This window comes from Agrobacterium sp. GW821-FHT02D03 (genome assembly GCF_059421725.1).
The window spans coordinates 2016610-2029356 of record NZ_JBWKVN010000001.1 but is presented as its reverse complement, the minus strand read 5'-3'; the positions used below and the strand labels follow the sequence as shown (position 1 = coordinate 2029356).

The following is a 12747-nucleotide window of genomic DNA, read 5'->3' as shown; positions in this document are numbered from 1 at the left end:
CGTATGATGCTCTAAAAATAATACTTTATGCCTTGTATCAGAAACAGGCGGCCGGGCAAGCCGTCGCACGGTGCTGCCAGCGCAAAATCAGCTTGCGGATGCAACGAGCAGCGGCTTGTTGGCCGGCTTCTTGTAGACCAGATGCACCACCTTGTAGCCCTCGGCTTTCAACTGGGTCAGCAGTGCTGGCAGCATGGTGGCTGTCCGCTTGTGAATGTCATGCATCAGGATAATGCCGCTGCCGCGATGGCGAAGGGCAGCAATCGTGCGCGACGCGACGAGCGCAGGTGTATCGGAGAAATAGTCCTTGGAATCCACCTGGACGTCCATGATGACGAGACCGCGCTCGGACACCATGTGTCGCAGGTTGCGGTTATCCGATAGGTAGGGGAAGCGGAAGAACATCGCATCCGTATCCGTCGCCTTCGCCACGGCCTTTTCACCCTTTGCCACTTCCGCCAGCGCCCGGTCGAAGGTCAGGTTGCGCAGGTCGGGATGGCTAAAGGTGTGGCTGCCGATCGTGTGGCCTTCGGCCACGACTTTCTTGGCGACGTCGGGATAGTGTTGCGCCATTTCGCCAACCATTAGGAAGGTGGCCTTCACGCCGAACTCGTTCAGTGTCGCAAGAATCCGCTCTGTTTTACCCGGCACCGGGCCATCGTCGAAACTCAGCACGACTTCCTTATTCGCAAGCGCGATGTCTTTCAGCGATGACACCTCGATGTCGCGGCCGGCCAGTCCCATCGGATTGCGAGGACGCATCCACGCCGCTGGCGATAGCGCGATCGGATCATGTGCGCCTGCCGCGGGCTTGTCGGGCATGGTGGCGGCGAAGGAGCTTTTCAACGACCCTTCCGCCTGCGGCTTGCCTGCGCAACTGGAAAGGCACAGCGCAATGGCTGCGGACACGAAGAGTGGGGAGAGGCGCATGAAAAGCTCGGCAAATCAGGGGTGACGTTGTTGCCGAGCTTTCTCTGATTATGGTTAACGGCGCGTTACTTCCCTTGCTGGAAAGTAACGTTTGATTTATCCAGCCATGGCTTCTTCATATTCGCTGGACAACAACAACCACTGTTCTTCCGCCGCGGAAAGTTTGGCAGCCGCTTCACCGCGCTGCTTGACCTTTTCTGCTGCTTTGGCCGGCGCCTTTTCATACAGCGTCGGATCGGCAAGCTCCGTATCGAGCGCTTGAATCTGTTTCTCAAGCTTTGCCGTCAAGGATTCGATTTCGTTGATCTTTTTCTTCAGCGGCGCAAGTTGCGCGCGCTTTTCGGCATTGGCTTTGCGCTGATCCGCTTTGGACGCCTGATCGCTTGCGGTTTCGACTTTCTCATCCTTCTTCTTGCCGGAGGCGATGACGATATCGCGATATTCTTCCATATCGCCTTCGAAGCTCGTCACGGTGCCATTGTTGACCAGCCAGAGACGGTCCACGGTGGCTTCGATGAGATGCCGGTCGTGCGAAATCAGGATCACGGCACCATCGTAATCATTCAGGGCCTCGATGAGCGCGCGACGGCTGTCGATATCGAGATGGTTGGTCGGTTCGTCGAGGATCAGCAGGTTCGGCGCGTGGAAGGCCGCAAGCCCCATCAGAAGACGGGCCTTCTCACCACCCGACAAATCCTTGGCAGCGGTCGACATCTTTTCCGTCGCAAGGCCCATCTGCGCAACGCGTGAGCGCACCTGCGCTTCCGCTGCCTGCGGCATCAGCTTGCGCACATGCTCAACCGGCGTTTCGTTGGGCACCAGATCGTCCAACTGGTGCTGGGCAAAGAAGCCGATCTTCAGGCCGGGCGCGATGCGCAGATCGCCGGCCTGCGCGGGCAGGCGGCCGGAAATGAATTTGGCGAAGGTGGACTTGCCGTTACCGTTTGAGCCGAGCAGGGCGATGCGGTCGTCATTGTCGATACGCAAGTTCAGACCCTTGAGGATCGGCTTGCCCGTTTCGTAACCCACGACACCGCTTTGGATCGCGACAATCGGCGAGGCGGGCTGCTTTTCCGGCTCTGGAAAGGTGATGGGCTGAACGTGATCCTCGATGACGGCGGCAACGGTACCCATCCGTTCCAGCGCCTTGATGCGGCTTTGCGCCTGCTTGGCCTTGGAGGCCTTGTAGCGGAAACGGTCAATATAGCTTTGCAGATGCTTGCGCGCGGCATCGCTCTTTGCCTTTGCCTTCATCTGCAGCTCGTCGGCTTCCGCCTTCTGCCGCTCGAAGGAATCATAGCCGCCGCGATAGAAGGTCAGCTTCTTCTGATCCAGATGGATGATCGAATTGACGGCATTGTTCAAAAGATCGCGGTCGTGGCTGATGATGATGACGGTGTGAGGATAGCGGCGGATATAGTCTTCCAGCCACAGCGTGCCTTCAAGGTCGAGATAGTTGGTCGGTTCGTCGAGCAGCAGAAGATCGGGCTCGGCGAAGAGAACCGAGGCGAGCGCCACGCGCATGCGCCAGCCGCCGGAGAAAGAAGAGGCGGGGCGCAACTGCGCCTCCTGATCAAAACCGAGACCGGCGAGAATGGCCGACGCGCGCGCCTCTGCCGAATGCGCGTCGATATCGACAAGTCGCATCTGGATTTCCGCAATCCTGTTCGGATCCGTCGCCGTTTCGGATTCCTGCAGCAGCGCTGCCCGCTCCTTGTCGGCCGCAAGTACGATGGAGATCAGCGAATCTTCCGTCCCCGGTGCTTCCTGCGCTACCTGTCCAATGCGCGCATGCTTTGGTATGGTGACGCTGCCACTTTCAGAGCCGAGATCGCCGGTGATGACGCGAAACAGCGTCGATTTCCCAGCGCCATTGCGCCCCACCAGACCGGCCTTCACGCCGTCCGGCAGCGAGACGCTGGCATTGTCGAGAAGCAGGCGGCCTGCGATACGGGCGGAAAGGTCGGTAATCGTGATCATGCCAGCCTTTTGGCCGAGTTTCCTGGCGCTTGCAAGATGGGAGAGAGGCAAGCCCCGCGCCATCATGGCCTTCTAGACAGGGGAGGTTGCCATGCCGTCACGAAGAACCCATTCATGAGCCGAATTCTCCAGCCCATCTTGAACCTTGTCAGGCTCGTTCTCTCTCAGGCGATCGTGCTCGGTGGTTTCGTTCTTGTGCAGCGCACGGGCTGGCGGCTGCCGCTCGGGCTTTTCGAAATCCTGCTGATACAGGGCGTTCTGTCGGCGCTGATCGGGCGGCTCCTTGGTCTCTGGTGGTTCTGGATGCCGGTGCAAATCCTTCTGCCCTTCGCCGTCGTCTACAATGACGTCGTCCCGGCCTGGGCCTATGGTCTCGCTTTCATCGCCTGCGTGCTGGTCTTCTGGAATGGTGCGAAGGAGCAGGTGCCGTTCTACATGACCAATCGCCAGACCTGGAAGGCGATCGGTGATCTTGTGGCGCGGGAAAATGCCCGCAGCGTCGCCGATCTGGGCAGTGGTGCCGGCGGCATCGTTACCTTCTTGGCGAAGCATCATCCCACCGTTCAGGTGGACGGTTATGAGACGGCACCGCTTCTGACATTGGTCTCCAAGCTCTGGGTAGCGCTCATCCGTCGGCCCAATGCGGCGATCCGCTACAAGAGCCTGTGGGATACGGATCTTTCCCAATATGATGTGGTCTACTGCTTCCTGTCGCCCGTACCGATGCCCGGCCTTTACGAAAAGGCAAAGGCGGAGATGCGTCCGGGAACACTCCTGGTCTCCAACAGTTTCGAGGTCCCCGGTGTGGCGCCGGTTACGATCCTGGAGGTCGATGATGCCCGTCGCACGAGGCTTTTCCTCTACAGGTTCTGACCTTCGCTTCACGAGAACAACGTCTCTTCAAACACCGTGATGGCTGGTATGAAGACTCGTGGTTTGATTTTCGCCGCATCAGCCTGTTCAATGGGGCAATCAAAACAGGAGTGACCATGTCGATTACGCTTTACACGCTCTGCGGCCGTGACATCAGCCGTCCGTTTTCGCCCCATTGCTGGAAAACCGTTTTGTCGCTGGCGCATAAGGGGCTGGATTTCGAAGAGCGTCCGCTCGCCTTCACCGCCATACCCGGCATCGAAAACGGTTTTTCGAAAACCGTGCCTGTCCTGCGTGACGGAGACAGGCTGGTAAAGGACAGCTTCGAAATCGCGGTCTATCTCGATGAGGCCTATCCCGACCAGCCATCGCTGTTCAACGGGGAGGGCGGCAAGGCGTTGTCTCGGTTCGTCGAAAGCTGGTCGCAGACGCAGCTCCATCCGGCGATCGTCAGGATCGCACTTCTCGATATTCACGACATGTTAGACGACCAGGACCAGGCCTATTTCCGCGAGAGCCGGACCAAAGCGCTGGGTGCCGCGCTGGAAGAGGTGATTGCCGAACGCGATGCGGAGATTGCCGCTTTTCCTGCTCGCCTTGAACCCATTCGCAAGATGCTCGGCCGCCAGCCGTTCCTTGGTGGTGAGAGCCCGCTCTTTGCCGACTACATCGTCTTCGGCGCGCTTCAGTGGTCGAGGGTCGCGAGCGGCGTTGACCTCTTCGCCGCCAAGGACCCCGTTCGCGACTGGTTCGAGCGCTGCCTCGATCTGCACGGCGCGAAGGGGCGCAGTGTGACAGCGGCGTGAAATGTCGCTCGGCGTATGCCAATTACGGAAAGCCCCCTTGTTTTCGGGCGTTTGGGCGGGTAAACACCGCCCACTTTCTTTCTATGACAAGGAACCGCAATAATGGCGATTGAACGCACATTCTCGATGATCAAGCCGGACGCAACCAAGCGTAACCTCACTGGCGCCATCACCAAGGTTTTTGAAGAAAACGGCCTGCGCGTTATCGCATCCAAGCGCGTCTGGATGAGCAAGCGCGAAGCAGAAGGCTTCTACGCTGTTCACAAGGAACGTCCTTTCTTCGGTGAACTGGTTGAAGGCATGACCTCCGGCCCGACCATCGTTCAGGTTCTGGAAGGCGAAAACGCCATCCTCAAGAACCGCGAAATCATGGGCGCAACCAACCCTGCGCAGGCTGCCGAAGGCACCATCCGCAAGACCTTCGCTCTCTCCATCGGCGAAAACTCGGTCCACGGTTCGGATGCTCCGGAAACCGCTGCCCAGGAAATCGCTTACTGGTTCGCTGAAACCGAAATCGTCGGCTGATCCTATCGGCTGCAAGGCTGAGTGTTTCTGAAAACGGGGCCCGCAACGGCCCCGTTTTTTTGTTTTCGTTCTCTGCCGCAGATGCTGATCGGGCCAATTCTAGGACGCCGGGCAGTTTTGAACCGGCTTCATGTCCGTCGTGCCGTCACTGCGAAACACCTCTGGGTTCGGCGTGTAGAGGGGGCCGACCACAAGCGGCTTTGCCGGAAGAAGCGATTGATCCGTGTCGGAGGTCACCTTGGTTTCGAGTGTCTGCATCACATGCCCATCGGGCGCTCTCAATCGGATCGTTACCGTGTAGGGCCTGTCCTGCCTGACGCATTCCACCGGTGGGCTCTGAAGAACAATCTTCGAATTTTTGGGAAAAAGTCGTTCGGAGACCGTCAGTGCATCGCCGCCACGCGGGTTCTCGAACTCCGCCTCTATCACGCTTCCTTCTTCTATCGGCACCTGTGCTTGAAGCGTGACGAGATAGGTTGCCACCGCGACGCGGTAGTTGAAGACGAACATACGCCCGGAAATTTTTGCGACATCCCTTTGTTCTTGACGCTGGCATCCTGCAAGCGGAAGCAGAATGAAGGGTAGGGCCAACCATCTCATTCTGCGGTCTCCTTCTTGCGCTTGTAATGGCGGCTCGCCTTGCGCCGGTTGCCGCAGACCGCCATGTCGCACCAGATCCGGCTGCGGTTCTTGCTGCGGTCGAGGAACAACCAGCCGCAATTGGTGCAAATGCGCATGCGACTGCGATCAGGACCGTGAATCAAGTGCAGTACGGAATGTGCCGTTGCCGCGGCCAGTTCGTCTGCTTTGGCCGTCCTCAGCGCCGTGGCGCAGGCGCTCAGAAGATCGGCAAGCAGCGCATTGTCTTCCGCCCCGGTCGCAATCGCAGTGCGAAAGTAGCGATCTGTCGCCTCCCTCAGATCAATCAGCACATCTTCCGATTCCACAGGCGGCGGTCGTAAGGCAGTGGGCATGCCTTCTCTTTCGGCACACATCGCACCGGCCGCCTCGCAAAAGCTTTCGATTTGCTCGCTGCTGGCGAAACGGTCGATAGAGCGGTCGGCATCACCGCGGAGAATAACGGTGTTGGCGACATCCAGAGCGAGCGCTCCGCCGGAAAATCGATGCGGTGTCCAGGTGAAGGTCATAAAATAATTATAACTGGTAAAACAAATTTTACCAGTTAGATTGGCGGTAGGGAGGGCTAAGATGGCCTATTTTCTGCAGCAGATCCTGAACGCCGTTCCGATTGCAGCTCTCTATGCCGCGCTGGCCTTTGGCTATGCCATTGCCTTTGCCATCACCAAGCGTGCCGATGTCACCTTCGGGGGAATTTTTGCTTTTGCCGGACTGACCTGTCTGCTCTTTGCCGATTTTGGCTGGAACCGGCTTTGGTTGACCCTTGCTGCCACATTGGCCTTCGGGGCGGTCGCTGGTCTCTTCGGCGGACTATGGGCAGGCTTTCTGATTGGCCGCGCGGTGATGCGACCTCTTGCCCGAGCCACGCCCAACGCGGTCACGGTGGCGTCGATCGGGTCGCTGATTGCGCTGATGGAGAGTGCAAGACTTGCAGCCGACACCCGTTCGCTCTGGTTACCTCCGCTCTTCAACGATCCAGTCCGGCTCTGGCAACAGGGCGATTTCTTCGTCACGACGACGCCGATGCAGATTTTGAACTCCGCCTGCTTTTGCGCTCTGATCGCGGCTGGCTGGCTGTTCCTTCGCTCGTCTCAGTTCGGCAGGCAGTGGAGGGCCGTTTCCGAAGATGCCTTCGCAGCAAAACTGATGGGGGTGAACGCGGGCAGGGTGTTCCTGCTTTCATACTGTGCCGCAGCGCTCATTGCCTCGGTTTGCGGGGTGCTCGCCACCTTTTATTACGGCAATATGGATTTCGGCGCGGGTCTCACCTTCGGCTTGAAAGTCGTCTTGATCTCGGCTGCCGGCGGATATTCGAGTCCAATGAAAACCGCAGCAGGCGCTGCCGCTGTTGGTGTCGGGGAGACGTTCTGGTCAGCCTACGGAGCCGTCACGTGGCGCGATGCCGGTGTCCTCCTCATGCTGATCCTGTGGCTGATCGCGGCGCGCAGCGAACGTCCTGTATTGTAACAGTGATTATTGCCGAACATAAAAAAGGCCGGCGTCCATTTGGCGCCGGCCTTTTCGAAACCATCGGTATGTCTCGCGTCAGAAGGCGCTGTTGTTGCCACCGAGGATGCTCTTGGCGATGCCGGCACCCGCAGGGCCACCGGAAAGCAGCTGCTGCAGGAAGGTGAGGTCCTTGCCGCCCGTCGGCGTGGTGCGCGAGATGCTGTCGAAGACCTTGCCGTCCTGAAGCGTGTAGTTCGCCTTCTGGGCAACGACGCCGTTCTTGTCGAAATAGATCGCAAGAATGTTCTGCTCGACGAGCTGCGGTTTCATGAAAGCTGCCCTGCGAACACGCTTTTGCGAGATGTAGTAGAACACCTCATTGCCAAAGGTTGCCGTCGTGGACGGCGTACCCATGGTCAGCAGCACCTGTTCGCGGCTGGAGCCGACGGGGATCAGTTGCAGCGACTGTTCGTCCAGCACATAGCCGTTATGGAAAACGTCCGTGGTGCTGGAGCAGGCTGTCAGCAGGCTCGAGGCAACAACAACGGCGATGGCGGCTTTGCTCAGAAACTTGGACTTTCCGGCCGACTTCTGCTTGTTCACCTGCGTTTCCCCGACTGCGATCATGAATGGCACCTTCCGGCATTGCGTGTCGTACCGCTTCTGTACACACGATTATGTCAATCCGGGGACAGGAATTCCCCGTTTCACCATGGAATGCAACATGTTTCAGAAACCGGCACCGCCTCCTGGCGCCTATCCTTGACTGTTTCAGCACGATGATGAACGTGACTGACACGGCATTGCAATTCTCGGATGCTTCGGTAAACCAGCTTTGACAATCATGCAACAAGTGCGATGGGCGAGACACGATTTCGTCGGTCGATATTCGGATTTTTCGATGGTTTTTGGGCTTTTCAGAAAGAAAAACAACAATCGCGCCATCGTTGACCGCCAATATTCGATATTGACGCAGGCCGCTCGCCAGCCGGGCTTCTATCTGCACATGGGCGTTCCGGACACGGTCATGGGCCGCTTCGAAATGCTGGCAGTCGTCATGATTCTGTATTTTCGCCGCACCAAAGGCGCATCGGTCAGCGGCCAGGAAATCGCCCAGGAGATCGTTGATGCCTTCTTCCAGGATCTCGATCATTCTATGCGGGAACTGGGGATCGGCGACCAGGGCGTGCCGAAGCGGATGAAGAAATTTGCTGGCATGTTTTATGGCAGGCTGGAATCCTATGCCGCTGCAATCGATGGTGCAGATGCCGATGCACTTGCGGCAGCGCTCCGTCGCAATATATATCCCCAGGCAGATGAGGCCGCGCCGGATATGCGCGCGCTTTCGAAATGGATGATGTCGGCGTCGGAGATGCTGTCTGCGCAGCCGGAAGACGCTGTGGCGACGGGAACTGTCACGCTGCCTTCACCGGATTTGTGAGGTTTTCAATGAAATCGCCCCATGCGGCCAATGATGACGCGCCGTTTTCCTATCCCGTCAAGGTAGGTCATATTTCTGCCAATCCGGTCAGGATTGGTCTCGAGGCAAGCCCGGAAGAGCTGAAGGCGCTGGCAAAATTCTGGGATGTCCTGTCGGTGGACTATCTCAAAAGCGAATTGCAGGTCACCCGTTGGAAAAGGGACGGGATCAGGATCAAGGGTCAGGTGCAGGCCGGTATCACGCAGGCTTGTGTGGTAACGCTTGAGCCCGTTCCGAGCGTGATCGACGAAAAGGTCGAGCAGATTTTCGTGCCGGAAGGTTCGAAGCTCGCGCGCATGACGACGAATGAAGACGGTGAGATCGTGCTCGATCCGGACGGTCCGGATATTCCCGATCAGTTTGTCGGTGACACGATCGATGTCGGCGTGGTGGTTGCAGAATTTGCCGCTCTGGCGATTGATCCCTATCCGCGAAAAGACGGTATTGATTTCGACGGATACGGCGAGAAGACGCCGATGGAAGACAAAAAACCTTCGCCCTTCGCGGTGTTGAAAGATTGGAAAAAAGACTGAATGCCTTCGTAAGAAGCGAACAATTCAGTTGTAAGGCTGGGCGGAAACGGTATTTTCGCCCGAAAATTACCGCGCGGCGGTCAGAAGGATCAGGGACGAGTGATCAGAATAGCAATTGACGTCATGGGTGGGGACCACGGCCCTGATGTTGTCATACCCGGTGCTGCAAAGGCACTCGAGCGGCACAACGACGTGACATTCCTGCTCTACGGGCAGAAGAGCAAGTGCGATCCTATTCTGGCGCAATATCCTCGTCTGATGGAGAAGTCCGAGTTCTTCGACTGCGAAGTCTCGGTTGCCATGGATGAAAAGCCGAGCCAGGCGCTGCGTCGCGGTCGTTACGTCTCCAGCATGTGGCGCGCCATTGAAGCGGTCAAGGTGGGCGAGGCGGATGTCGCCGTTTCTGCCGGCAACACCGGTGCGCTGATGGCCATGGCGAAATTCTGTTTGCGCACCATGGCGCGGATCGAACGTCCCGCAATAGCCGGAATCTGGCCCACGCTACGCGGCGAGAGCATCGTTCTCGATATCGGCGCGACCATTGGTGCGGACTCCCAGCAGCTTCTGGATTTTGCCCTGATGGGCGGTGCCATGGCGCGTGCGCTGTTCGATGTCGATCGCCCGACGGTCGGCCTTCTCAATGTCGGTGTCGAAGAGGTCAAGGGGCAGGAAGAGGTCCGCGAAGCCGGTCGCCTCATTCGTGAAGCCGATCTCGCCACCATCGACTACCGCGGTTTCGTCGAAGGCGACGATATCGGCAAGGGTACGGTCGATGTCGTCGTCACTGAAGGGTTCACAGGCAATATTGCACTGAAGGCCGCAGAAGGCACCGCACGCCAGATCACGACTTTGCTGCGCGAAGCGATTTCCCGCAGCTTCATCGCGAAGATCGGCTATCTTCTGGCCAAGAGCGCATTCGATGTGCTGCGTGAGAAGATGGACCCGCGCAAGGTCAATGGCGGCGTGTTCCTGGGGCTGAATGGCATCGTCATCAAGAGCCACGGCGGCACGGATGCGCTCGGTTTCGCCTCCGCCATCGATGTCGGCTACGACATGGTGCATAATGGCCTGACCGCCAAGATCGAAAATGATTTGAAAGCATACCACGCAAGAAGACTTCCGCCTCCGGCGCCTGAAGCTCTCGTGGTTGATGAGGAATAACCAATGATCCGCTCTATTGTACGTGGCTTCGGAGCGGCGCTGCCGAAGCGGGTTGTGACGAACCAGGAAATCGAAGGTATCGTCGAGACCTCGGACGAATGGATCGTTCAGCGCACCGGCATCAAGCAGCGCTACATTGCAGGCGAGGGTGAGACATCGGCGTCGCTCGGCGAGGCTGCAGCCCGTGCGGCATTGGAAAATGGCGGGCTGAAGCCCGAAGACATCGATCTCATCATTGTTGCCACATCCACACCCGACAACACGTTTCCGGCAACCGCGGTGAACATCCAGAACCGCCTTGGCATCACTGGCGGCTTTGCGTTTGACGTTCAGGCCGTTTGCTCCGGCTTCGTCTATGCGATGGCGACGGCCGATCTCTATATTCGTGGCGGCATGGCAAAGCGCGTGCTGGTCATCGGTGCCGAAACCTTCTCGCGCATTCTCGACTGGAAGGATCGCACCACCTGCGTTCTTTTCGGCGATGGCGCCGGTGCCGTCATCCTGGAAGCAGGTGAGGGCGAAGGCAAGACCTCCGACCGGGGCGTGCTGACCTCTCATCTGCGTTCGGATGGCGCACACAAGGAAAAGCTCTATGTCGATGGCGGACCATCGACGACTGGCACTGTCGGTCATCTGCGCATGGAAGGCCGCGAAGTCTTTAAGCATGCCGTCGGCATGATCACGGACGTGATCGAGGCAGCCTTTGAGGCGACCGGCACCACGGCAGAGGATCTGGATTGGCTCGTTCCACACCAGGCCAATCGCCGCATCATCGATGGCTCGGCGAAGAAGCTTGGCATCCCGCTGGAGAAGGTGGTCGTCACCGTCGATCTGCACGGGAACACCTCTGCGGCCTCCATTCCGCTGGCGCTCGCAACCGCTGCTGCCGACGGGCGCATCAAGCAGGGCGACCTCGTTATGCTGGAAGCGATGGGCGGCGGCTTTACCTGGGGCTCGGTGCTTCTGCGCTGGTAACGTTTCGGTGACGATCGACCGCATCGGCCCGAAAGTCGAAATCGATTTTCGGAAAAGCACGATGTGTGGATTCAAAAAGGTAAAGCGTCCTTTGTGCGTCCAGTAGGACGCACGGCGCTTTAACGTAAACCCTTGCCATCATTGCCGTAAATCCCTAAACGATTCTGGAAACATTCCTTGACCGCTGCCGTCAACGGCAATAGTCTCAGGCGGTTTCCAGAACACAACAGAGATAAGCGCGGGGAAAAATGGCCGGTAAAACTGTGACACGTGCGGATTTGGCCGAGTCTGTGTTTCGCAAGGTGGGGTTGTCCCGGACTGAATCCGCCGAGCTGGTCGAAACCGTCATTGACGAGATCTGTAATGCCATCACCCGGGGCGAGGTGGTGAAGCTCTCCTCCTTCGCAACCTTCCAGATCCGTGAAAAGAACGAGCGTATCGGTCGCAATCCCAAGACCGGCGAAGAAGTGCCGATTTCGCCGCGTCGCGTCATGACCTTCAAGGCCTCCAACGTTCTGAAACAGCGTATCCTCAAGGCCCACGCATCGCGCAAGGCGAAGCAGAAGACCCAGAAGCCCGGCTCATAAAGAGGCTTCTTTCGACGCTATCCAAGTCCATTCTGATACCTCACTGCTTTTCTTCCTGTGAACATACTTGAATTTCAACCGTCAAGCCGTTGAAATAAAGACGATTCGCATCATACCTTGTCGTGTGTTTTGCAAACCTGTCATTTCGTCGGGTGGGAGTTAAGCGTGGATAAGAGTCCAGACGCCTTTAGAACGATCAGTGAAGTTGCGGACGATCTCGATCTGCCGCAGCACGTGCTGCGTTTCTGGGAAACCCGCTTTCCCCAGATCAAGCCGATGAAGCGCGGCGGCGGACGACGCTACTATCGCCCTGACGATGTCGATCTTCTGAAAGGCATCCGGCATCTGCTTTACGATCATGGATACACGATCAAGGGCGTGCAGAAACTTCTCAAGACCAATGGCAACCGCTTCGTTGCGGCCATCGCGTCTGGCGACATGGCGACCATGGAAGCCATCATGGCTGCCAGCGGAGAGAAGCAGACCGCGGAGCCGCGCGTCGTGCAGCCGGACGAAGACGAAGTCGTCGGGCGTCCCAAGGCGAGGCCCAGCGGCCGCTTCTTCGGCTTCGGCGGTGGGTCATCCGACGACACGCCGGAAATTTCCATCGGCAAATCCAGCATCAGCAAGGATGATCGCGCCCTGCTGCAGGAGGCGCTCTTCGACCTTCTGGAGTGCAAGCGCCTGCTCGATCAGGTGCGTTGAACGGCGAGGGGACGCATGGCGAGCGACGTTCTCCTTGACAACCGCTGCCACAGACGTCTCAGTTTTGGCTTGTGAGAGAGTTGTGGATAACGCCGCGGCTCTCC

Annotated in this window: 15 protein-coding genes; 10 read left to right on the top strand and 5 right to left on the bottom strand. The window is 58.1% G+C overall.

The window, feature by feature from the left end:
• Positions 1 to 87: 87 nt before the first annotated feature.
• Complete coding sequence (locus tag AC07U5_RS09630) at positions 88 to 930, bottom strand: polysaccharide deacetylase family protein (protein WP_343108561.1); 843 nt, start codon at positions 928 to 930, stop codon at positions 88 to 90.
• A gap of 96 nt (positions 931 to 1026) precedes the next feature.
• Complete coding sequence (locus AC07U5_RS09625) at positions 1027 to 2910, bottom strand: ABC-F family ATP-binding cassette domain-containing protein (protein ID WP_494722867.1); 1884 nt, start codon at positions 2908 to 2910, stop codon at positions 1027 to 1029.
• Positions 2911 to 3024: 114 nt separating this feature from the next.
• On the opposite strand from AC07U5_RS09625, the gene AC07U5_RS09620 reads away from it, so the two are divergent.
• The 3 genes from AC07U5_RS09620 (at position 3025) to ndk (ending at position 5114) form a co-directional block, all read left to right on the top strand.
• Positions 3025 to 3783 carry a class I SAM-dependent methyltransferase gene (locus AC07U5_RS09620; protein WP_494722866.1) on the top strand — a complete coding sequence of 253 codons (759 nt, stop codon included), beginning with the start codon at positions 3025 to 3027 and terminating at the stop codon, positions 3781 to 3783.
• A 116-nt stretch (positions 3784 to 3899) separates the two neighbouring features.
• Entirely contained in the window at positions 3900 to 4589 is a 690-nt protein-coding gene (locus AC07U5_RS09615; protein WP_062425596.1) for a glutathione S-transferase family protein, read from the top strand.
• A gap of 102 nt (positions 4590 to 4691) precedes the next feature.
• Positions 4692 to 5114 (top strand): nucleoside-diphosphate kinase, encoded by a 423-nt coding sequence (gene ndk, locus AC07U5_RS09610; protein ID WP_062425595.1) that lies wholly within the window; start codon positions 4692 to 4694, stop codon positions 5112 to 5114.
• A 99-nt stretch (positions 5115 to 5213) separates the two neighbouring features.
• Here the strand turns inward: ndk and AC07U5_RS09605 are convergent, their stop codons facing one another.
• Positions 5214 to 5714: a hypothetical protein gene (locus tag AC07U5_RS09605; RefSeq protein WP_494722865.1), complete on the bottom strand. Its 501-nt coding sequence runs from the start codon at positions 5712 to 5714 to the stop codon at positions 5214 to 5216.
• The gene (locus AC07U5_RS09600; RefSeq protein ID WP_494722864.1) at positions 5711 to 6262 is read right to left on the bottom strand and encodes a CGNR zinc finger domain-containing protein; all 552 of its coding nucleotides are present in this window, start codon (positions 6260 to 6262) and stop codon (positions 5711 to 5713) included. The genes AC07U5_RS09605 and AC07U5_RS09600 overlap by 4 nt, the downstream gene beginning before the upstream one ends.
• Before the next feature lie 61 nt (positions 6263 to 6323).
• On the opposite strand from AC07U5_RS09600, the gene AC07U5_RS09595 reads away from it, so the two are divergent.
• Positions 6324 to 7220: a branched-chain amino acid ABC transporter permease gene (locus AC07U5_RS09595; RefSeq protein WP_494722863.1), complete on the top strand. Its 897-nt coding sequence runs from the start codon at positions 6324 to 6326 to the stop codon at positions 7218 to 7220.
• 78 nt (positions 7221 to 7298) lie between these two features.
• Here the strand turns inward: AC07U5_RS09595 and AC07U5_RS09590 are convergent, their stop codons facing one another.
• Positions 7299 to 7829, bottom strand: a complete 531-nt coding sequence (locus AC07U5_RS09590; RefSeq protein WP_443265486.1) for an outer membrane protein assembly factor BamE — start codon at positions 7827 to 7829, stop codon at positions 7299 to 7301.
• Between the two features lie 274 nt (positions 7830 to 8103).
• On the opposite strand from AC07U5_RS09590, the gene AC07U5_RS09585 reads away from it, so the two are divergent.
• The 6 genes from AC07U5_RS09585 to AC07U5_RS09560 all read left to right on the top strand — a co-directional run bounded on the left by AC07U5_RS09585 (position 8104) and on the right by AC07U5_RS09560 (position 12643).
• Positions 8104 to 8643, top strand: a complete 540-nt coding sequence (locus tag AC07U5_RS09585) for a ubiquinol-cytochrome C chaperone family protein (protein ID WP_062598203.1) — start codon at positions 8104 to 8106, stop codon at positions 8641 to 8643.
• Positions 8644 to 8651: 8 nt separating this feature from the next.
• On the top strand, positions 8652 to 9215 hold the full coding sequence (locus AC07U5_RS09580; protein WP_062437873.1) for a YceD family protein: 564 nt from the start codon (positions 8652 to 8654) through the stop codon (positions 9213 to 9215).
• A 99-nt stretch (positions 9216 to 9314) separates the two neighbouring features.
• On the top strand, positions 9315 to 10376 hold the full coding sequence (plsX, locus tag AC07U5_RS09575; protein WP_062425588.1) for a phosphate acyltransferase PlsX: 1062 nt from the start codon (positions 9315 to 9317) through the stop codon (positions 10374 to 10376).
• 3 nt (positions 10377 to 10379) lie between these two features.
• A complete protein-coding gene (locus AC07U5_RS09570; RefSeq protein ID WP_438370656.1) occupies positions 10380 to 11351 on the top strand; it encodes a beta-ketoacyl-ACP synthase III in 972 nt (323 codons plus the stop codon).
• Positions 11352 to 11599: 248 nt separating this feature from the next.
• Positions 11600 to 11938: an integration host factor subunit alpha gene (locus tag AC07U5_RS09565; RefSeq protein WP_062425586.1), complete on the top strand. Its 339-nt coding sequence runs from the start codon at positions 11600 to 11602 to the stop codon at positions 11936 to 11938.
• 165 nt (positions 11939 to 12103) lie between these two features.
• Positions 12104 to 12643, top strand: coding sequence for a MerR family transcriptional regulator (locus AC07U5_RS09560; protein WP_062425585.1), 540 nt, complete (start codon positions 12104 to 12106; stop codon positions 12641 to 12643).
• Positions 12644 to 12747: the final 104 nt, after the last annotated feature.